We start from the raw sequence: 19,792 nt of genomic DNA, 5'->3' as shown, positions 1-19,792 counted from the left end.
AATGAGTGAACCCGTGCAATTTCCACTGGCAGCCGTGGTCGGTGCCGATGACCTGAAACTGGCGCTGTGCCTGACCGCCATCGACCCGAAGATCGGCGGCGTGCTGATCGAGGGACCGCGTGGCATGGCCAAGAGCACCCTGGCCCGTGGCCTGGCCGACCTGCTCGGCGAGGGCCCGTTCGTCACCCTGCCACTGGGCGCCAGCGAAGAACGGTTGGTCGGCACCCTCGACCTGGATGCCGCGCTGGGGCAGGGCAAGGCGCAGTTTTCCCCGGGGGTGCTGGCCCAGGCCGATGGCGGCGTGTTGTATGTCGATGAGGTCAACCTGCTGCCCGATACCCTGGTCGACCTGCTGCTCGACGTGGCGGCCAGTGGCACCAACCGCATCGAGCGCGACGGCATCTCGCACCGGCACAGTGCCCGCTTCGTACTAATCGGCACCATGAACCCGGAGGAGGGCGAACTGCGCCCGCAGTTGCTCGACCGCTTTGGCCTCAACGTGGCCCTGGAAGGCTTGCCCGAGCCCGAGGCGCGTCAGCAGATCATTCGCCGCCGCCTGGCCTTCGACAGCGACCCGCAGGCCTTCTGCGCGCAATGGGCCGAGGCCCAGGCGCAATTGCGCGAGCGCTGCCAGGCGGCGCGCCAGGCCCTGGCCGGTATTGCCCTGGACGACCAGGCGCTGGCCTGGATCACCGAACGCTGCTACGCCGCCGGGGTCGACGGCCTGCGCGCCGACCTGGTCTGGCTGCGCGCCGCACGCGCCCACTGTGCCTGGCGCGGTGGCGAGGCCATCGAAGAGGCCGATGTCGATGCAGTGGCCGAGTTCGCCTTGCGCCATCGCCGCCGCGTTGCGCCCCAGGCCAACCCCCCTGCGGCACCGCAGCAGCCTGAGAAACAACCCGATCGGGAAGGCGCAGGCAACCCTGGCGAACAGGGCGGGCAGGGCGACTGGGGTGCGATGGCGGCGCAGCCAGTGGCCAGCGGCGCCCGCCGCGAGGTGCCGAATTGGGCAAAAAAGCCCTGAGCATCCCCCAGCCACCTGCCAAAGGGGCGGATGCCAGAGCAGGCGCAGGTAAACAGTACGGTGCCAGCCGAGGCCGGGCGCGCAGTGCCGCGGCCGGTCGGGTGGCCTGGCTGCCGACCCTGCTCAAGGGCCGGCCACGCCAGCGCCAGGACCTGTGCTGGCAGCAACGCCAGGCCAAGCCTGCAGAACTGTGGCTGGTAATCGTCGATGCGTCGGCCTCGACCCGCCGCCACCAGGCGCTGGCACAAACCAAAGGGCTGCTGGCGGCGCTGTTCGACCAGGCCTACCGCCAGCGTGCCCGGCTGGCCCTGCTTACCGCCAGCGGGCGCACGCCGCAGTGGCAGCGCCACGGCCTGAAGGCCTCGGCCGCTTTGCAACCTTGGCTGCAAGCCTTGGGTGCCGGTGGCGGCACGCCGTTGATCGCAGCACTGGAACAGGCTCGGCACTGGTTGCAGGCGCGGCAACGGGCCCACCCTGAAGAAGCATTGCGCTGCCTGGTGTTTACCGACGGTCGGCTGCAGCACTGGAATACCGTGCAGCCGATGCCGTGTGCCACTTTGCTGGTGGATATGGAACTGGCGCCAGTGCGCCTGGGCCGTGCGCAGCGTCTGGCGCAACAACTTCAGGCTGAATACCAGCACCTGCAACAGTTCAGGTTGGTGGATTGAAAAAGTATCGATGCGACACTATGTCGCAATAAGAAAAGTTGCCAGAACAGCAACCCGGAAGTTTGTACAAGTGCGTGGCGGTGCACGCACTTGGTTTGCCGGCCGATATTATTTCGGCATCGACCACGGTTGCAGGTCGTAACCTTTTTCGCACAGTTCGGCGCGCACTTCCTCGATCAGGCTGGCCCACTGGGCCGGGTCGGAGTAGATACGCGAGGACACTTGCTTGCTGCCGATGCGGGTGCTGGTCCGGTCGATCACTGCCAGGCTCAGTTCACCAGTACCGTTGGGTGCATCCCAGGCTACGCACTGGAAAGGTTCGAAGGCGTGGTCGGCAATCAGCAGTGCTTCGTTGACACGGAGCGGGGCATTCATGGTTCGGTCTCTCTATGGTCCCAAACATCCAGGTAAGTCCGCGTTGCTTCAAAGTCGCCTCGGTTATCGCGAAGTGCAGCGCGGGGTTATGTGTACTGATGCTCGTTGTCCTGGGGCGAGTCACACATTGGTTGTAAAAAAATTTGCCAGGTTCGAATCCGTTCTTGCCCATGCCGCCATGTGATGTCGATAAAGTGCGAAAATTCCCGTCACTGATTGTAAAAAAATGATTCGGCAGACAGACGGTACTGGGAACCGTCAACTTCGTTGCTACTGTTAATCGGGCGCCACAACTTACTGTTTTATTTCACAAAACCGAAAACTGGCGCCAAGGATCGGTCATGCAGCAGCCTGCCGCCCAACGCCGTTTGCTCATCGTTGACCCCTGCGATGACTGCCACCGTTTGTTGCCTGGATTGCGCAGCGCAGGCTGGGATGTGGACAGCTGCATGCTCGGCGCCGCGCTGGATCATCCTTGCGATGTGGGCCTGTTGCGCTTGCAGGCGTCGCACCTCAGGCGCCCGGACGGGGTCAAGGACTTGATCAAGCGCAGCAACACCGAATGGATTGCCGTGCTCAGCGCCGAACAGCTGCGTATGCCGGCTGTCGGCGATTTCGTTTGTGAATGGTTCTTCGACTTCCACACCTTGCCGTTCGACGTTTCCCGCGTGCAGGTCACCCTGGGCCGGGCCTTCGGCATGGCGCGACTGCGTGGCAAAGGGCTGGCGAGGGTGGATGAAACCAGCCACGAACTGCTCGGTGACAGCCGCCCGATCCGCGAGTTGCGCAAGCTGCTGGGCAAGCTGGCGCCTACTGAATCGCCGGTGCTGATCCGCGGTGAAAGCGGTACCGGCAAGGAACTGGTGGCCCGCACCCTGCACCGTCAGTCGCAACGCAGCGAGCAGCCGTTCATTGCCATCAACTGCGGGGCGATCCCCGAGCACCTGATCCAGTCGGAACTGTTCGGCCATGAGAAGGGCGCCTTCACCGGTGCTCATCAGCGCAAGGCCGGGCGCATCGAAGCGGCCCATGGTGGTACGTTGTTCCTCGACGAAATTGGCGACTTGCCGCTGGAGTTGCAGGCCAACTTGCTGCGCTTTCTGCAGGAAAAACACATTGAACGCGTGGGGGGCAGCCAGCCGATCCCGGTGGATGTGCGGGTGCTGGCGGCTACCCACGTGGACCTGGAAAGGGCCATTGAGCAAGGGCGTTTTCGCGAAGACCTGTATTACCGCCTTAACGTGTTGCAGGTTGTGACCGCGCCTTTGCGCGACCGGCATGGCGACCTGTCGATGCTGGCCAGCCATTTTGCCCATTTCTACAGCCTGGAAACCGGGCGTCGACCGCGTTCGTTCAGCGACCATGCCCTGGCGGCCATGGGCCGGCATGACTGGCCGGGCAATGTCCGCGAGTTGGCCAACCGTGTGCGGCGCGGGCTGGTGCTGGCCGAAGGTCGGCAAATCGAGGCGCAGGACCTGGGATTGCAGACCCTTGACCAGATGCAGCAACCGCTGGGTACGCTGGAGGAGTACAAGCACCGGGCCGAGCGCCAGGCGCTGTGCGATGTACTCAGCCGGCACAGTGACAACCTGAGCGTGGCGGCCAAGGTGCTAGGTATATCGCGGCCGACTTTCTATCGGTTGCTGCACAAGCATCAGATTCGCTGAGCAGCAGCGCAAAGGCCATGTATTGGCGTGATCCCTGTGGGAGCGGGCATGCCCGCGAAGCAGGCGCCGCGGTGGATGGCACCGGCTACGCCGGTGTTCGCGGGCGTGCCCGCTCCCACACTGACCGTGCAGGCCTCAAGGTCTTTGAGTCAGACCATTGCCTCTACAGGCATGGCGCAAGCCCCTGGGGCCTTGAGCGATCCCCTGTGGGAGCGGGTTCACCCGCGAAGCAGGCGCCGCGGTGGATGGCACCGGCTACGCCGGTGTTCGCGGGCATGCCCGCTCCCACATTGACCGTGCAGGCTTCGAGGTCTTGAGCAAGGCCATTGCCACTACAGGCATCGCGCCACGCCTAGGTCTTGCACGATCCCTGTGGGAGCGGGTTCACCCGCGAAGCAGGCGCTGCGGTGGATGGCACCGGCTACGCCGGTGTTCGCGGGCATGCCCGCTCCCACATTGACCGTGCAGGCTTCGAGGTCTTGAGCAAGGCCATTGCCACTACAGGCATCGCGCCACGCCTAGGTCTTGCACGATCCCTGTGGGAGCGGGTTCACCCGCGAAGCAGGCGCTGCGGTGGATGGCACCGGCTACGCCGGTGTTCGCGGGTAAACCCGCTCCCACACCTACCGTGCAGGCCTCAAGGTCTTTGAGTCAGACCATTGCCTCTACAGGCATGGCGCAAGCCCCGGGGCCTTGAGCGATCCCCTGTGGGAGCGGGCATGCCCGCGAAGCAGGCGCCGCGGTGGATGGCACCGGCTACGCCGGTGTTCGCGGGCACGCCCGCTCCCACAGGTACTGCACAGGTATGGAGGACTGTGGAGATCCCTGTGGGAGCGGGCGTGCCCGCGAAAGGGCCCTTACAAGCTACCGATCAATGCGGCCCGCGCGGAATGGTCTTCAGCAGGTCTTCCGGGCTGATATGCCCAACCACCTGCGCAACCGCGCTGCCCGGGGGCGGCAGGTCGATGATGTGGCTTTTCATCTTGCCGATCACGTGCATTTCGCACGGCTTGCAGTCGAACTTCAGGGTCAGCACTTCATCACCCTGAATCAGCTGCATCGGCGCCACCTTGGTGCGCACGCCTGTCACGCCCTTGGCCTGCTTGGGGCACAGGTTGAAGGAGAAGCGCAGGCAGTGCTTGGTGATCATCACCGGCACTTCGCCGTGCTCTTCATGGGCCTCGTAGGCCGCGTCGATCAGTTGCACGCCGTGGCGGTGGTAGAAGTCGCGGGCCTTCTGGTTGTACACGTTGGCCAGGAACGACAGGTGCGACTCGGGGTATACCGGCGGTGGCGTGGTCTCGGCCTTGCGCCCGCCACGCGGGTGCGCCTGCACCCGTGCTGCAGTCAGTGCCTCGATGGCTTCGCGGCGCAGGGCCTTGAGCTGCGAGTTGGGGACGAAGTACGCCTGCGGGGCGTCCAGGTCGATGCTGTCGGCGTGGTACATGGTGGTACCCAGCTGGCCGAGCAGGTCGTGCAGCTGCTCCAGCGCCTGCTGCGGCTTGTTGGCCGGGCCGAACGGGCCGTCCAGTGCCACTTGCGCGCTCACGCCTTCCTCGCTGGTGACGGTCAGCGCCAGGCGTTGTTCGCGCAGTACCGCGTGCCATTGCACGCCGACGCGGCGCTCGGCCGAGGTGCGTTGCAGGGCTTGCTGCCAGTTGTGGTCTAGGTTGCGCGACAGCGGGTGATTGGGCCGCAGCTTGTGCAGGCCTTCGGGCATTTCGTTGGGCTCGACGCGGTAGCGGTAGCGCTTCTCGCCGTCTTCCTCGAACTCGCCACGCGGTTCGGCAATGTTGGCGCGGAAACCCACCACTTCGCGCTTGACCAGCACATTGAGGCCGTCGCCGTTGGTCAGCGGCACCTCGGTAACCACCTGCAGGTCACGCTTGCCGACCTTTTCCACCACACCCACCGGCAGGCCGGTGAAGGTTGGCGAGTCGAAGGCGCCGATGTCGACCTTGCGGTCGGTGACGAAGTAGTCGGTGCTGCCGCGGTGGAAGGTCTTGTCCGGGTCGGGCACGAAGAAGTGCTCGGTTCGGCCGCTGGAGGCGCGGGCCAGCTCCGGGCGGCCTTCGAGGATGGCGTCGAGCTCCTTGCGGTAGTGGGCGGTGATGTTCTTCACATAGGCCACATCCTTGTAGCGGCCTTCGATCTTGAACGAGCGCACGCCGGCATCGACCAGGTCAGCCAGGTTGGCGGTCTGGTTGTTGTCCTTCATCGACAGCAGGTGCTTCTCGAACGCAACCACGCGGCCCTGGTCATCCTTCAGGGTGTAGGGCAGGCGGCAGGCTTGCGAGCAGTCGCCGCGGTTGGCGCTGCGGCCGGTCTGCGCATGGGAGATGTTGCACTGGCCGGAGAAGGCCACGCACAGCGCACCGTGGATGAAGAACTCGATGGCGGCGTCGGTTTCGGCGGCGATGGCGCGGATCTGCTGCAGGTTCAGCTCACGCGCCAGCACCAGCTGGGAGAAGCCGGCCTGGTCGAGGAACCTGGCCCGTTCCAGGGTGCGTATGTCGGTCTGGGTGCTGGCGTGCAGCTCGATCGGCGGGATATCCAGCTCCATCACCCCCAGGTCCTGCACGATCAGCGCGTCGACACCGGCGTCGTACAGCTGGTGGATCAGCTTGCGCGCGGGCTCCAGCTCGTTGTCGTGGAGGATGGTGTTGATGGTGGTGAACACGCGTGCATGGTAGCGATGGGCGAACTCGACCAGTTCGGCGATATCGCTGACTTCGTTGCAGGCGTTATGGCGCGCGCCGAAGCTCGGGCCACCGATGTAGATGGCGTCTGCGCCGTGCAGGATCGCTTCGCGAGCGATGGCCACGTCACGGGCAGGGCTGAGCAGTTCCAGGTGATTCTTTGGAAGGGACATGTCGTTATAGGTTCGGGCTGTCACGGTTTAGGCGGGCATTGTAGCGGCGAAACGGGCTGGCGGCATCATCGGGGTGCCGAGAGGTGTATTGCCTGCACCGGCCCTATCGCCGGCAAGCCAGCTCCCACAGGTACTGCACAGGCCTGAGGGCAGCGCGGTCGAGGTGGGAGCTGGCTTGCCGGCGATAGGGCCCTTGAAGGTGAATCAGCGCTTGGCGGCCATTGCGGTCACTTCCACGCGCATGCCTTCGAATGCCAGTGCAGCCACGCCCACGGCGGCGCGTACCGGCCAGGGCTTGCTGAAGAAGCGCTGGTACACCTCGTTGAATGCCGCGCGGTCGGCCATGTCGGTGAGGTAGATGGTCAGGTGCAGCACGCGGTCCATGCCGCTGCCGGCCTTCTCCAGCGCCACTTTCAGCGCCTGCAGGGTGCACTCGCTCTGCTCGACGATGCCGCCCAGTTCCAGGCTGCCATCGGCGTGGGTCGGGATCTGCGTGGTGACCAGCACGCCGTTGTATTCGGCAACGTCGGAGGAAATCGACTCGGCGTCCGGGTCCGGGGTGTAGATGATGTCTGCTTGTGCCATGGTGTGTCTTGCCTTGCTACGGAAGGAAAGCGGCAAGCCTACGCGAGCGCGCCGGCACGGTCGAGGGCACCCCGGTGTTTGAAATGCGCGGCGTTCGCCGTCAGAATCGCGGCCGATTGCAAAGCAGGGGTTTACGTTGAACGAACAGACATTGTCCAGGCGCCTGGAGCGCGTGGCTGCACAAGTACCGCAAGGCGCGCGCCTGGCCGACATCGGCTCGGACCATGGCTACCTGCCGGTGGCCTTGATGCTGCGCGGCGTGCTGGACGCGGCGGTAGCGGGCGAAGTGGCGCAGACGCCGTTTGCTTCGGCCCAGCGCAACGTGCGCAGGAACGGCCTGGAAGGGCGGGTCAGCGTGCGCCTGGCCAATGGCCTGGCAGCGGTCGAGGCGGAAGACCGCATCACGGTGATCAGTATCTGCGGCATGGGTGGCGACACCATGTGCGAAATCCTCGAGGCCGGCAAGCAGCGCCTGGCTGGCGTCACCCGCCTGGTGCTGCAGCCCAATGGCGCCGAGCGCGAATTGCGCCAGTGGCTGGTGGGCAATGGTTACCGGATCGTCAGCGAAGAGCTGCTGCGGGAAAACCGCTTCGATTACGAGATCATCGTCGCCGAGCCGGGCGGGGCGGCGTACACCGCTGAACAGCTGTACTTCGGCCCGGTGCTGGTGCAGGAGAAAAGCGAGGCGTTCCTGGTCAAGTGGCGGCGCATGCTGCGGCAGAAGCAGCAGACCCTGGCCAACTTCGAGCGGGCCCGCGGTGCGGTGCCTCAGGCGAAAATCGACGACTTCAGGCAACAGGTCGGCTGGATCACCGAGGTGCTGGCCTGACTCACTGCTGCGAGCAGTTGCCCATTTCCCGGTAGTCGATTTCGCGCTTCTGGCCCTGGTGGTCGACATACACCATGTGCGCGGTGCCAACCTGGCAGTCGGCGGCGTTGCTGGCCGGAGTGATGGAGATGACCTTGGCCACGTCCAGCGGCATGCCGTATTCGTAGTTGCTGCTGCTGACCGGCTGGTTGCTGCCGGTGTCGGCAAGGGCACCGAACGAGGCGAGAGTAGCGGCAACGGCAAGGACAGCGATCGAACGTTTCATGGCAGGCTCCTTTTTTTCAATGTATGGCTAATGATCCATTCATTGGTCATCCACAATAAATGGGCTAACCCGTGATAGATTCCTGCCTGTAACGCAAGAATAAGACCGAACAAGGAGCACACCTTCATGGACATGCTGCATGCCATGCGTACCTTCGCCCGTGTGGTGGAATGTGGCAGCTTCGCTGCGGCCGCCAATGCCCTGGACATTTCTGCGGCGCAGGTTTCGCGCATCGTTGCCGAGCTGGAAAACCAGCTGCAGACCCGCCTGCTGCACCGCACCACGCGGCGTTTGCGCATGAGCGAGGCTGGCGAGCGGTTTCTCGAGCGCTCGCGGCAGATCATGTTGCTGACCGAAGAGGCGGTGGGCGAAGCCCGTGGCGCGCACCTCACGCCTCGAGGCCGCCTGCGTTTGCATTGCCCGCACGGCCTGGGCCTGTTGCTGATGCCGCTGGTGGCCGGCTACAACGCATTGTGCCCAGAGGTGGTGATCGAGCTGACCCTGTCCCAGCGCAACCCCGACCCCCTGGCCGAAGGGCATGACGTGGTGATTACCGTGGACGGGGCGCTGCCGGATTCGCAGCTGATCGCCGTGCCGCTGGGCAACATTTTCAGCATCCCCTGCGCGGCGCCGAGCTACCTGGTGGCCCACGGTGTGCCAGAGTGCCCGGAAGACCTGCACCAGCACCGTTGCCTGCGCATGGCTTATCCGATGTACGAAGGTGACTGGGTGTTCCCGCAAGGGGTGGACCAGTGCGTGATCGCACCGAACGACAGTTTTTCCACCAACGTCGCCGACGCCATGCTGGTGGCCAGCGAGCTGGGCATGGGCATTGGCCTGCTGCCGTTCTACACCGCCAGCCAGGCGATCGAGCAGGGGCGGTTGTGCCGGCTGCTGGCGCCGTATCGCCTGCGCGAGAGCGCGCTGTATGCGATCTACCCGTCACGGCACTATCTGGATGCCAAGGTGCGCACCTGGATCGACTACCTCAAGGAGCAGTTGCCGGCGCTGTTCGAGGGGCATGCGAGGGTGGTGGATGATTCGCGCTATTGGCGATAGCCGAGTGCGGGGCGGTTAACGCTGGCCCTTGTAGGAGCGGCCTTGTGTCGCGATAGGGCCGCAACGCGGCCCCAGCAATTTGTGCATCGAAGCTGACATCCTGGGGCCGCCATGCGGCCCTATCGCGACACAAGGCCGCTCCTACAGGTGCTGTGCGTTCAGCTGGTGATCAGCTCAATTCCAGCCAGATCGGCGCATGGTCCGACGGCTTTTCCATCCCGCGCAGTTCATAGTCCACACCCGCCGCCTTGATCCGCGGCACCAGGTGCTGCGAGGCCATGATCAGGTCGATGCGCAGGCCGCGCTTGGGTTCGTCCTCGAAGCCACGGCTGCGGTAGTCGAACCAGCTGAAGCGGTCGGAAACTTCCGGGTACAGGTGGCGGAAACTGTCCACCAGGCCCCAGCCTTTCAAACGTTCCATCCACTCGCGCTCTTCCGGCAGGAAGCTGCACTTGCCGGTCTTGAGCCAGCGCTTGGCGTTGTCCGGGCCGATGCCGATGTCGCAGTCCTGCGGCGAGATATTCATGTCGCCCATCACCAGCAGTGGCTGGTCGTTGCGGAACTGGCCTTCCAGCAGCGCCTGCAGGTCGCTGTAGAAGCGCTGCTTGGCCGGGAACTTGGTGGGGTGGTCGCGGCTTTCACCCTGGGGGAAGTAGCCGTTCATGATGGTGATCGGGTTGCCATCGGCATCGGCGAAGGTGCTCCAGATGAAGCGGCGCTGGGCGTCTTCTTCATCGCTGGCAAAGCCCTTGTGCAGGCTCAGCGGTGCCTGGCGCGACAGCAGGGCCACGCCATAGTGGCCTTTCTGGCCGTGGTAATGCACGTGGTAGCCCAGCGCCTGCACGTCGGCCAGCGGGAACTGATCGTCGCTGACCTTGGTTTCCTGCAGGCCGATCACGTCCGGCTGGTGCTTTTCGATCAGCGCCGCCAGCTGGTGCGGGCGGGCCCGCAGGCCGTTGATGTTGAAACAGACGATCTTCATGGAAAGATAATCCCGGTAAAAGGCGCGATGCTAGCCGACATCGCTTGCCATCACCAGCATGGCGGCTTCGGGAGCCTGCTGCTAACGTCCTTTCCAGGGCACTGTAAGCCCATTCCAGGAGGACTGCCCGCAATGCCCGAAACCACTGCCACTCCGGCCCGTGTCTGCCTGCTCGATGACGGCTACAGCCGCGAGGCGCGTTCGCTGCTGTACAACGCCTACCGTCACGAACCTACATTCGCCTATATCTTCGAGGCCCAGCGCCCAGGCTACGAGCGGCGCCTGCGGGTGATGGTGCGCGAGTGGGTACGCCAGCACTTCTACTTGCAACTGCCCGCCATCGGCCTGCTGGTGGAGGACCGCCTGATCGCACTCGCCCTGATCGTGCCGCCGCTGCGCCGGTTGGGCGTGGCCGACAGCTGGGCCTGGCGCCTGCGCATGATGATGGGCACCGGCCTGCGCTGTACGCGCCGTTACATGGACTACCAGGCCGCCTTGGCCACCTGCCTGCCCACCGACGAGGTGCATGTGCTGCCGCTGTTGGGCGTGCACCCGCAATTTCAGGGCAAGCACTACGGCGAGCAATTGTTACAAGCTGTGCATGACTGGTGCGCAGACGACCCTGGTACCCAGGGTGTGGTGCTGGACACCGGCAACGAGCACTACCTGGCCTTTTACCAGCGCCAGGGTTATGAGGAAATTGGCGAGGTGGCTGTAGGACCAATCCGTGAGAGGGTGTTCTTCCATCCCAATCCGGTCTCTTCCAATTCTGCTTTTGCCTGAGCAGACGGCGCGGCGGCTCCCTTGAGCGCCCGGCTCTGGTAGCATGCGCCGCATGACGTATTCAGGAAGATTGACCTGGGGCCTGGTTATCTGGGCCGCCAGTTTCGCAGCATGGGGCCAGAGCGAGTTGCTGGTGAAGGTCAAACCGGCCAACAAGGCGCTCAAGGCCAATGTCGAAGGCTATATCGGTACCCTTGGTGACCGCGATGAAGAAGCGCTGCTGCGCTTCAGTCGCGGCGCCCAGGAGCAGGCGCGCAAAGCCGCGCAGGCACTTGGCTACTACCAGGCGCAGATCGACACAGAGGTCAAGCCCGCCAGCGAGGCTGACCGCTCCCCGCAACTGATCATCACCATCGACCCCGGCGAGCCGATTCGCCTGCGCAACGTGACCGTACGCATCGAAGGCCCCGCCAGCGAGATGAAGGCCTTTCGCGTGCCCGACAGCAAGGCCCTGCGCGCGGGCGAACAACTCAACCACGGCCATTACGAGGATGCCAAACGGCTGATCCAGAACCAGGCGTCGCGCTATGGCTTCTTCAGTGGGCGCTTCAGCCGCCAGCGCCTGGCGGTCGACCCCCAGGCGGGTGTGGCCGATATCGAACTGGTCTACCAGAGCGGCCCGCGCTATCACCTGGGCGCCGTCACCTTTGGTGGCGACACACCGCTGGACGACGACCTGCTGCAGCGCATGGTCTCGTTCAAGCCGGGTACACCTTACGACTCGGAACTGATCGCCGAGCTGAACAACGACCTGCAATCGAGCGGCTACTTCGAAGGCGTGCGCGTGGATGCGGCGCCCACCGCCGCCGTGGGCGAAGAAATCCCCGTGGATGTCCGCCTGGAAACCCGCAAGCCGCGCACCATGGGCCTGGGCCTGGGCTTCTCGACCGACGTCGGGCCACGCGGCAAGGCCAACTGGACCCGCCACTGGGTCAACCCGCAGGGCCATAGCTACGGTTGGGAAACCGAACTGTCGGCGCCCCGGCAGAACGTCGGCCTTTGGTACGACATCCCCCTCGACCCGCCGCTGACCGACAAGTTGCGCTTTGCCGGCGGCTACCAGAACGAAGAAATTGCCGGCACCGACACCCTCAGCAAACTGCTGACGGTGGGCCCCGAGTGGCACAGCAAGCTGCCAAGCGGCTGGCAGCGGGTGATTTCCCTCAAGTACCAGCGCGAGGAGTACCGCCTGGGTGATGACTCCGGGCTGAGCAACCTGCTGATGCCGGGGGTGAGCTACTCCTTCCTGCGCAGTGACAACCGCATCGACCCGCATAACGGCTACCGCCTGCAGTTCGATGTACAGGTGGCCAAGGAAGGGCTGGTCTCGGACACCAACCTGCTGCATGGCAACGTGCTGCTCAAGGGCCTGACCACGCTTGGCCATGACCACCGCTTGCTCGGCCGGGTGCAGTTCGGTGGCAGCGCGACCAATGGCTTCAAGAACAACATTCCGCCGTCGCTGCGCTTTTTCGCCGGTGGTGACCAGAGCGTGCGTGGCTATGACTACCAGACCCTGTCACCGAAGAACAGCGACGGCGACCGCATTGGCGGGCGCTACCTGGTCGCCGGCAGTGTCGAGTACCAGTATTCGCTGACCGAAAAATGGCGGCTGGCAACCTTCGTCGACCAGGGCAACTCGTTCAACGACCTGGAGCTGCCAAGCCTCAAGACCGGTGTAGGTTTTGGCGTGCGCTGGGTGTCGCCGGTCGGGCCGCTGCGCCTGGACCTGGCCAAGGCGCTGGATGATGAAGGGGGAATTCGCCTGCACTTTTCCATGGGGCCTGAGCTGTGAAACGCGTGATCAAGTACATTTTGGCAGGCCTGCTCGGGGTAGCCGCAAGCCTGGGCCTGGCACTCGGCCTGCTGCTGGGGACCGAGGCCGGCAGCCGCTGGGTGCTGGGCAAGGTGCCCGGGCTTGAGGTGGCTGACTTCCAGGGCCGCCTGGCCGGTAGCTGGCAAGCCAGCCGGCTGAGCTGGGCCGATGCCGGCAGCACGGTAGAGGTGCAGGCACCGCTGCTGGCTTGGTCGCCGGCATGCCTGCTGCGCTCTACCTTGTGCATTGACCAGTTGCAGGCGCAGCGCATCGACATGGCCTTTGCGCCCAGCGCCGAATCGGCCGACAGTGGCCCGCTACAGTTGCCGGCCCTGCGCTTGCCGCTGGCCATCGAACTGGGAGAGGTCAAGGTTGGCCAGTTGCGCCTGGATGGCAGCGACCTGCTTGGCGACTTGCAACTGGCGGCGCACTGGACCAATACCGGGCTGCGCATCGACAGCCTGCACCTGCAGCGCGATGACCTGCAATTGAACCTGCAGGGCGACCTGCAGCCCGAAGCTGACTGGCCGGTGCAACTCCAGGCGCAGCTGCAACTGCCAGCGGTGGACGGCAAACCTTGGCAGCTGGCGCTGACCGCCACCGGCGAGCTGCAGAAAACCCTGAAACTCGCCGGCACCAGCAGTGGTTACCTTGACGCCACGCTGAACGGGCAATTGCAGGCGTTGGCCGAGCACCTGCCGGCGACCTTGCAGATCCGCTCCGAAGCATTCAAGCCGGCCGCTTCGTTGCCCGACACCGTGCAGTTCAACCAGCTCAAGCTCGACGCCCGGGGCGACCTGCTCAAGGGCTATCAACTGTCGGGGTCGGCCAGCCTGCCGGCCGAGCAGTCGCCGATCGCCGTGCTGTTGTCCGGGCTGGTCGACAGCAAAGGCGCCAGGCTCGATGCCCTGGACCTGAACGCCAGCGATACCCAGCGGGTCAAGTTGCAAGCCACGGCTGACTGGCAGCAAGGCCTGGTCGCCGACGCCCGACTGGACTGGCAGGACTTCCCGTGGCTGCGCCTGTATCCACTGGAGACGCCGCCCGAGGTTACCCTCAAGCGGTTCATGGCCCAGGTGCATTATCGCGATGGCAACTACCAGGGCACCTTCAATGGCGACCTGGATGGCCCGGCCGGCGCGTTCAGCCTGGCCAGCCCGTTCGAAGGTGACCTGAGCCAGGTGAAGCTGCCGCAGTTGGCGCTGAGCGCCGGGCAAGGCAAGGCTGCCGGCAGTGTCGCCGTGCGCTTTGCCGACACCCTGGCATGGGATGTCGACCTGCAGTTGTCGGCGCTTGACCCAGCCTATTGGCTGGCCGAGCTGCCGGGTACCTTGGCGGGGCCGCTGCGCAGCAAAGGCGAGATGAAAGGCGACGCCCTGAGCCTCGATGCCCAGCTTGACCTGAAAGGCCGCCTGCGCGGCCAGCCGGCAATGCTCAAGGTCGAGGCCCAGGGGGCAGGGCAGAGCTGGACCTTGGGCGCCCTGGCAATCCAGCTGGGGGACAACCGCATCAATGGCAGTGGCAGCCTGCAGCAGCGCCTGGCCGGGCGGGTCGACCTCGACCTGCCGCGCCTGGGCCAGTTGTGGCCAAGGTTGCAGGGCCAGGTCAAGGGTCGGCTGGACGTCGCCGGCACCTTGCAAGCCCCGCAAGGTACGCTGACCCTGCAGGGCCAGCGCCTGGCCCAGGCGGAAAACCGTTTGCAGCAGCTGGACCTGGATGCCCGCCTGGACAACGCCCAGCGCGGCGTGATCGAACTCAAGGCCGGCGGCATTCACCTGGGTGACACGGCATTGGGCACCTTGCAGGCCCACGGCAAAGGCGACATTCGCCAGCAAGCGTTGACCCTGGCGCTGGACGGCCCGCAGCTCAAGCTCGATCTCGGCCTGGACGGCCAGTTGAACAAGGGTGACTGGCGTGGGCGCCTGGCCAGTGGGCGGATCCAGGCCGGCGGCCAGGACTGGCAGTTGCAGGCACCGGCGCGCGTGCAGCGGCTGGCCAGCGGCCAGCTGGACTTTGCTGCGCACTGCTGGCGTTCCGGCCAGGCCAGCTTGTGTGGCGACGACCAGCGCCTGGCCCCCGAGCCACGCTTGCGCTACCACCTCAAGCAGTTCCCGCTGGACAGCCTGGCCCAGTGGCTGCCGAAGGACTTCGCCTGGCAGGGCCTGCTCAATGCCGACATCAATCTGGACATCCCGGCCAGTGGCCCCAAGGGCAACATCGTCGTCGACGCCAGTGGCGGTACCCTGCGCGTGCGCGACAAGGACCGTTGGATCGACTTCCCGTACCAGACCCTGCGCCTGGACAGCACGCTGACGCCAAGGCGCATCGATACCCGCCTGGCGTTCCGCGGCCAGCGCCTGGGCGAGCTGAACGTCAACACCCGCCTCGATCCACTGGGCAAGAACAAACCGCTATCGGGTGATTTCCGCCTTGCCGGTCTCGACCTGTCGGTGGCGCGCCCGTTCGTGCCTATGGTCGAGCGCCTGGCCGGGCAGCTCAATGGCAGTGGCCGGCTGTCGGGCACCTTGCTGGCGCCGCAGGTCAACGGCAACCTGATGCTCAGCGGCGGCGAAGTCAGTGGCGCCGAACTGCCGGTCAGCCTCGAGGACCTGTCATTGCAGGCATTGATTGCCGGCGAGCAGGTACAGCTCAATGGCGGCTGGCGCAGTGGCGAGGCGGGGCGTGGCCAGTTGAATGGCAACCTCACCTGGGGCCAGGCCCTGGGCATGGACCTGCGTCTGCAGGGCCAGCAACTGCCCGTCACGGTCGAACCCTATGCGACGCTGGAGGTCGCCCCGGACCTGACCTTGCGCCTGATCGACGACAAGCTGGCGGTGACCGGCAAGGTACAGGTGCCCAAGGGCACGATCACTGTACGCGAGCTGCCACCGTCCACCGTCAAGGTATCGGATGACACGGTGATCGTCGGCCACCAGACCGAAGAGGGCAAGCCACCCATGGCGATGGCCATGGACATCGATGTCGATGTGGGCCGTGACAAGCTTTCGTTCAGTGGCTTTGGCCTCAAGGCCAACCTGCTCGGCCATGTGCACATCGGCGACAACCTCGACACCCGTGGCGAGCTGAGCCTGGCCGACGGCCGCTACCGTGCCTACGGCCAGCGCCTGACCATCCGCCGTGCGCGGCTGCTGTTCGCAGGCCCGATCGACCAGCCGTACCTGGACATTGAAGCGATCCGCAAGGTCGACGACGTGATTGCCGGCATCCGCCTGAGCGGCAGTGCCGAGCAGCCCACCAGCAAAGTGTTCTCGGAGCCGGCCATGAGCCAGGAGCAGGCGCTGTCGTACCTGGTACTGGGGCGGCCTCTGGGCGCGTCCGGCGAAGACAACAACATGCTTGCCGAAGCGGCCTTGGGCCTGGGCCTGGCGGGTAGCGCCGGCATCACCGGCAGCCTGGCCTCGAGCCTGGGTATCGACGACTTCCAGCTGGACACCGAAGGTTCGGGCAATACCACCAGCGTGGTCGCCAGCGGCAACCTCACCGAGAAGCTGAGCCTGCGCTATGGGGTAGGGGTGTTCGAGCCTGCGAACACCATTGCATTGCGCTACAAGCTGAGCAAGAAGGTGTACCTCGAGGCTGCCAGCGGGCTGGCCAGCTCACTGGACATCTTCTACAAGCGCGACTTCTGAGCCGTCGCGGGGGCGGCCGTCAACGGACGATGGCCGCCTCGATGAACTCATTGGTGTCGGGCGAGGGCGGCGGGCTGGGGGCGCGTACCGGGATGATCAGGCTGGTGTACTCCTCGATCAGCCGGTTGAGGGCTTCTGGTGGTTCGCTGGCCTGGAACTGCATGCGGATCTGCACTTCATCGGGGTCACGGTTGTCGCCCTGACGGCTTTGGCCACCGATGGTGACCTTGAAGCTGGCCGCCTTGTTCTCGCCTGCGGTCAGCAGTGCCTGCTGTGCTTCGGTGCCTTTGACCCTTACCGAAAGGTCGACCTGCATGCGCTCGAGGGCCAGGCCCTTGGGCGACACCAGCGCGAACAGCGGTACGCGCATGATGTGCTGGCCGTCCATGGCCACCTCGACCATCTTGGCTTTCATGGGCGCGCCCAACGCTTCGGTGTCGCATTCGAAGAACTGGTCGAACAGGTTGATGTACTGCTGCGCGATCAGGCTGTTGGTAGCACTGGCGGCTTCCTGCAGGCCACGGGTGATTTCGCGCAGGTCGATGGAAGTCATGGGGGCGGGGGATTTATCCAATGCTTCGACTCCTCAGGCCAGGTGGTGCCCCCCTGTTGCTGGTCAGGGGGGCTGTTCGGGGCGGGGAGGTGCGCCTCAAGAGGTGGCGGCGCCGAGGGCCGGAGCGCCTTCGGCCGCAGGGTTCTTCAAGGTATCGGCCTGGGAAATTGCGTCCTGGCTGTTCAGTGTGGCGGTTTGGACCACGGTCGGCTTTGTCGCGGCGTCGGTCAGGAAGTCGATCACCCGCATCATCGCTTCAGGCGGGTCCTGGCGCTTCAAGGTCGTGTTGAAGGCGTAGCGGGCGCGGGTGTCAGTCTTGCGGGTTTGCGTGGACTTGTGGCTGACGCTGCCTTTCACGTTGAGCCTGAACGGCCCCCAGCCCAGCGAACCGCTTGCCTCGGCGCTCATGTCCTTGCTGGAAACGTCTTCCGACATCTGGTTGATGACCAGCTCGAACTCGACATTACCTTCTTCGATGGAAATGTTCGGGTGGGTGATGGCTGCCACCAGCGGCACTTTCATGGTCTTGCTGACCACGCCCTTGTACTCGCCTTGTTCGTCGACGATGGTTTCGTCGTAGTCGAACTGGATGGCCACGGCCTTGCCGTCCTGGACGCACACCTGCATCAGGAAGTCGGCGTAGGATTTGCTGGCGGTGACCTGGGCCTGGACCATGGCCTGCAGGGGGCCTGCGATCATGCGGTCCATCGGCAAGGCATTGATTACGGAACCGATGAGGCTGTTATCTATCGACATTGCTGGGTTCTCTTCTGGTTGGGTTAAAAACGTGGCTATCAATCGTGGTCACGATGCCTGGGCTTCAGCGCACGCAATGTTCCTGGCGGCGGATGTTGCCGATCTGGCGCAGGCTCAGGCCGTACTTGTCAGCGAGCAGGCTGCGAGACAAGCCGCTGGCGCTTTCCTTCTGGATCTGCAGGTTGCGCAACTGGCGCATGAAATGGTCAGCCTTGGGAATTTCCAGGGCGACACCGGCAAAGCGCTTGATCAGTGCGTCGAGCGCTTCGGCCGGCAGCACGTCGGCAAGCTTGGTGCGCTCGCGGTGCTTGGGGATGTACTTGGGCCTGCCGCCATAGGCGCAGGTCAGCTGATAGGCGTTGTCGATGCCGATGCAGTCGATCAGGGCCTGCAGCGAATGGGGCAGTTGGCTGATATCGATGTGGCTCAAGTCTGGCAGTTGCATATGGCGCTCCTTCGGGACGGATGGGCTGTGCTAACCGATCACCAGCGGCGTTATGTCGAAGGTGTGGCTGGATTTTCTGTGACAGCCGAGGCATGTCGCTAGGCGCCATATGGGTTGGGGCTTGTAGCTTCCGCGAACAGGTTTTGCAGGCAGCGATATCCGGCGTTGTAGGACATGGCTTCAACATTTGGCTGTGGCGGGTGATTTCCCATCAGGCCACTCCCTGCGCAGCGCGTTGGGTGTGGTACCCCTCAATCGCACGGATAGCTGCTCAGCAGGCTGGCGCTGCGCAGGTAGGCCTGGGGGGAGTCGCGCATGCCTTGTGGCAGCGTGCGCCAATCGACCAGCAGGCACAGCGCATGCAGCGGCTGCCCGTCACGGTGGCCGATGACCTGGTCGGCAAAGCTGCGGCGGTACAGTGCCTGGGTCTGCTGCTGCGCTTGTACCTGGTCGGCCTGGGCCAGGGTTTGCCGGGCCAACTCGGGCAGTTGCGCCAGGGGGACACTGAAATGCACCGACGCACCTTTTGCCTGCAGGTAACCGGCCTGGCGCACGCGCTGCCACAGTTGTTGCCATTGGCTGGCGCCAGCTTGGGCAGCCAGTTCGCGGCCCAGTTCGAACAGTTGCTCGGCCGAGGTCTGGCGGGTGTCCAGCGCATGAAGGGAAAAGGGTGTCAGCAATAGCGACGCGAACAGAAGGGGTTTGTACATGGTGCCTCCGGCATGGGTGCTTGGGAGCCCCATGCTTTCAGGCAGGCGCCGGCCCACCCAGCAGGAAATGCAGCGCCGGGGCCGGTGGCCGTTGTATCATTGCCGCGGCTCGTTGCGAGCCATTTGCCCCTGATGTTGCAAGGAACCTTCGATGACACACGTGCAGCGCCTCAAATATTCCCTTCTGATCATCCTGGTGGTACTGGGCCTGATGCTGGGCCTGTCCCACCTGCAGAAGCAGGGCACGATCAGTGAGCAGACCTTCCAGATGCTGGCCATTGCCATCGCCGTGGTGGTCGTGGTGATCAACGGCATCCTGCGGCGCAAGGTCAAGCCCTGATCCTGGCGGGCCGGCCAGTCATGGCCGGCCATGCGCTCAGCGCACAGGCGTTCGCTCCAGCACGGCGCGCGCCTGCGGGTCGAGGCTGTAGCATTTGTCGCTGCCCAGCTGGATGACGCCCTCGCTGCACAGCCGCTTGAGCACTTCGCGCACGCTGAGGAACGACAGCGGGATATCCAGCTGTTCCAGTTGCGCGTGCACGCCGCGCACGCCAATGCTGCGGCCATTGCGGTCGGCGGCGTGCAAGGCATCGATGACCTTGAGGCGGATCAGGCTGGTACGCAGGCCGAAACTGCGCAATAGCTCGCGGATCTGTTCGTTGCCGATGCGTTCGTCAGCAAAAACGTCCTGTTCCCTGGGCGCTTTGCCTGGGACGCGCCCAGCCTGGATCGAGGGTTGCGGGTTGTACATGT

General features: G+C 64.7%; 19 protein-coding genes. 9 read left to right on the top strand and 10 right to left on the bottom strand.

The genetic code is table 11. From position 1 onward, the window contains the following. Position 1 precedes the first annotated feature (1 nt). Together RYH74_RS23530 and RYH74_RS23525 are read left to right on the top strand one after the other, a co-directional pair. A complete protein-coding gene (locus tag RYH74_RS23530) occupies positions 2-1,024 on the top strand; it encodes an ATP-binding protein (protein WP_317410278.1) in 1,023 nt (340 codons plus the stop codon). Between the two features lie 101 nt (positions 1,025-1,125). Next, positions 1,126-1,692: a vWA domain-containing protein gene (locus tag RYH74_RS23525; RefSeq protein WP_317410283.1), complete on the top strand. Its 567-nt coding sequence runs from the start codon at positions 1,126-1,128 to the stop codon at positions 1,690-1,692. Between the two features lie 108 nt (positions 1,693-1,800). Here the strand turns inward: RYH74_RS23525 and RYH74_RS23520 are convergent, their stop codons facing one another. Continuing rightward, complete coding sequence (locus RYH74_RS23520) at positions 1,801-2,067, bottom strand: hypothetical protein (RefSeq protein ID WP_013972506.1); 267 nt, start codon at positions 2,065-2,067, stop codon at positions 1,801-1,803. 341 nt (positions 2,068-2,408) lie between these two features. On the opposite strand from RYH74_RS23520, the gene RYH74_RS23515 reads away from it, so the two are divergent. Further along, the gene (locus RYH74_RS23515; protein ID WP_075045084.1) at positions 2,409-3,734 is read left to right on the top strand and encodes a sigma-54 dependent transcriptional regulator; all 1,326 of its coding nucleotides are present in this window, start codon (positions 2,409-2,411) and stop codon (positions 3,732-3,734) included. Positions 3,735-4,605: 871 nt separating this feature from the next. On the opposite strand, the gene RYH74_RS23510 is transcribed toward RYH74_RS23515, so the two are convergent. Both RYH74_RS23510 and RYH74_RS23505 read right to left on the bottom strand, forming a co-directional pair. Next, entirely contained in the window at positions 4,606-6,606 is a 2,001-nt protein-coding gene (locus RYH74_RS23510) for a U32 family peptidase (protein WP_317410274.1), read from the bottom strand. A 204-nt stretch (positions 6,607-6,810) separates the two neighbouring features. Continuing rightward, the gene (locus RYH74_RS23505) at positions 6,811-7,191 is read right to left on the bottom strand and encodes a RidA family protein (protein ID WP_015270613.1); all 381 of its coding nucleotides are present in this window, start codon (positions 7,189-7,191) and stop codon (positions 6,811-6,813) included. A 136-nt stretch (positions 7,192-7,327) separates the two neighbouring features. Between RYH74_RS23505 and RYH74_RS23500 the strand changes: the two genes are divergently transcribed. Further along, entirely contained in the window at positions 7,328-8,020 is a 693-nt protein-coding gene (locus RYH74_RS23500; protein WP_075045087.1) for a tRNA (adenine(22)-N(1))-methyltransferase, read from the top strand. A gap of 1 nt (position 8,021) precedes the next feature. On the opposite strand, the gene RYH74_RS23495 is transcribed toward RYH74_RS23500, so the two are convergent. Then, positions 8,022-8,285 carry a DUF2790 domain-containing protein gene (locus RYH74_RS23495; RefSeq protein ID WP_075045088.1) on the bottom strand — a complete coding sequence of 88 codons (264 nt, stop codon included), beginning with the start codon at positions 8,283-8,285 and terminating at the stop codon, positions 8,022-8,024. A 126-nt stretch (positions 8,286-8,411) separates the two neighbouring features. Between RYH74_RS23495 and RYH74_RS23490 the strand changes: the two genes are divergently transcribed. After that, positions 8,412-9,344, top strand: a complete 933-nt coding sequence (locus RYH74_RS23490; RefSeq protein ID WP_286101804.1) for a LysR family transcriptional regulator — start codon at positions 8,412-8,414, stop codon at positions 9,342-9,344. Positions 9,345-9,513: 169 nt separating this feature from the next. On the opposite strand, the gene xthA is transcribed toward RYH74_RS23490, so the two are convergent. Beyond that, complete coding sequence (xthA, locus tag RYH74_RS23485) at positions 9,514-10,326, bottom strand: exodeoxyribonuclease III (protein WP_317410273.1); 813 nt, start codon at positions 10,324-10,326, stop codon at positions 9,514-9,516. A gap of 132 nt (positions 10,327-10,458) precedes the next feature. Between xthA and RYH74_RS23480 the strand changes: the two genes are divergently transcribed. Genes RYH74_RS23480 through RYH74_RS23470 form a run of 3 tightly spaced genes read left to right on the top strand, consistent with a single transcriptional unit; the run spans position 10,459 to position 16,575 of the window. After that, entirely contained in the window at positions 10,459-11,109 is a 651-nt protein-coding gene (locus tag RYH74_RS23480; RefSeq protein WP_075045090.1) for a GNAT family N-acetyltransferase, read from the top strand. Positions 11,110-11,161: 52 nt separating this feature from the next. Further along, a complete protein-coding gene (locus RYH74_RS23475; RefSeq protein WP_084785330.1) occupies positions 11,162-12,904 on the top strand; it encodes an autotransporter assembly complex protein TamA in 1,743 nt (580 codons plus the stop codon). Next, positions 12,901-16,575, top strand: coding sequence for a translocation/assembly module TamB domain-containing protein (locus tag RYH74_RS23470; protein WP_317410272.1), 3,675 nt, complete (start codon positions 12,901-12,903; stop codon positions 16,573-16,575). Before RYH74_RS23475 ends, RYH74_RS23470 begins: the two co-directional genes overlap by 4 nt. A gap of 19 nt (positions 16,576-16,594) precedes the next feature. On the opposite strand, the gene RYH74_RS23465 is transcribed toward RYH74_RS23470, so the two are convergent. The 4 genes from RYH74_RS23465 to RYH74_RS23450 form a co-directional block, all read right to left on the bottom strand. After that, a complete protein-coding gene (locus RYH74_RS23465) occupies positions 16,595-17,149 on the bottom strand; it encodes a DUF2589 domain-containing protein (protein ID WP_025338935.1) in 555 nt (184 codons plus the stop codon). Between the two features lie 75 nt (positions 17,150-17,224). Further along, positions 17,225-17,884 (bottom strand): DUF2589 domain-containing protein, encoded by a 660-nt coding sequence (locus RYH74_RS23460; RefSeq protein WP_317410270.1) that lies wholly within the window; start codon positions 17,882-17,884, stop codon positions 17,225-17,227. A gap of 64 nt (positions 17,885-17,948) precedes the next feature. Beyond that, positions 17,949-18,329, bottom strand: a complete 381-nt coding sequence (locus tag RYH74_RS23455; RefSeq protein ID WP_075045095.1) for a Mor transcription activator family protein — start codon at positions 18,327-18,329, stop codon at positions 17,949-17,951. A gap of 251 nt (positions 18,330-18,580) precedes the next feature. Next, positions 18,581-19,039 carry a hypothetical protein gene (locus tag RYH74_RS23450; RefSeq protein ID WP_286919468.1) on the bottom strand — a complete coding sequence of 153 codons (459 nt, stop codon included), beginning with the start codon at positions 19,037-19,039 and terminating at the stop codon, positions 18,581-18,583. 151 nt (positions 19,040-19,190) lie between these two features. Here RYH74_RS23450 and RYH74_RS23445 point away from each other — a divergent pair, with 151 nt between their 5' ends. Continuing rightward, positions 19,191-19,379, top strand: coding sequence for a hypothetical protein (locus RYH74_RS23445; protein ID WP_003248064.1), 189 nt, complete (start codon positions 19,191-19,193; stop codon positions 19,377-19,379). A 36-nt stretch (positions 19,380-19,415) separates the two neighbouring features. On the opposite strand, the gene RYH74_RS23440 is transcribed toward RYH74_RS23445, so the two are convergent. Continuing rightward, the gene (locus RYH74_RS23440) at positions 19,416-19,790 is read right to left on the bottom strand and encodes a fe2+ zn2+ uptake regulation protein (RefSeq protein ID WP_025338939.1); all 375 of its coding nucleotides are present in this window, start codon (positions 19,788-19,790) and stop codon (positions 19,416-19,418) included. Positions 19,791-19,792: the final 2 nt, after the last annotated feature.

Origin of the sequence: Pseudomonas sp. LSJ-87, assembly GCF_032971465.1 — a bacterium.
GTDB classification, from domain to species: Bacteria; Pseudomonadota; Gammaproteobacteria; order Pseudomonadales; family Pseudomonadaceae; genus Aquipseudomonas; species Aquipseudomonas putida_Z.
Note: the sequence above shows the minus strand (reverse complement) of the source record. Positions and strands in the feature narration are given on the sequence as shown.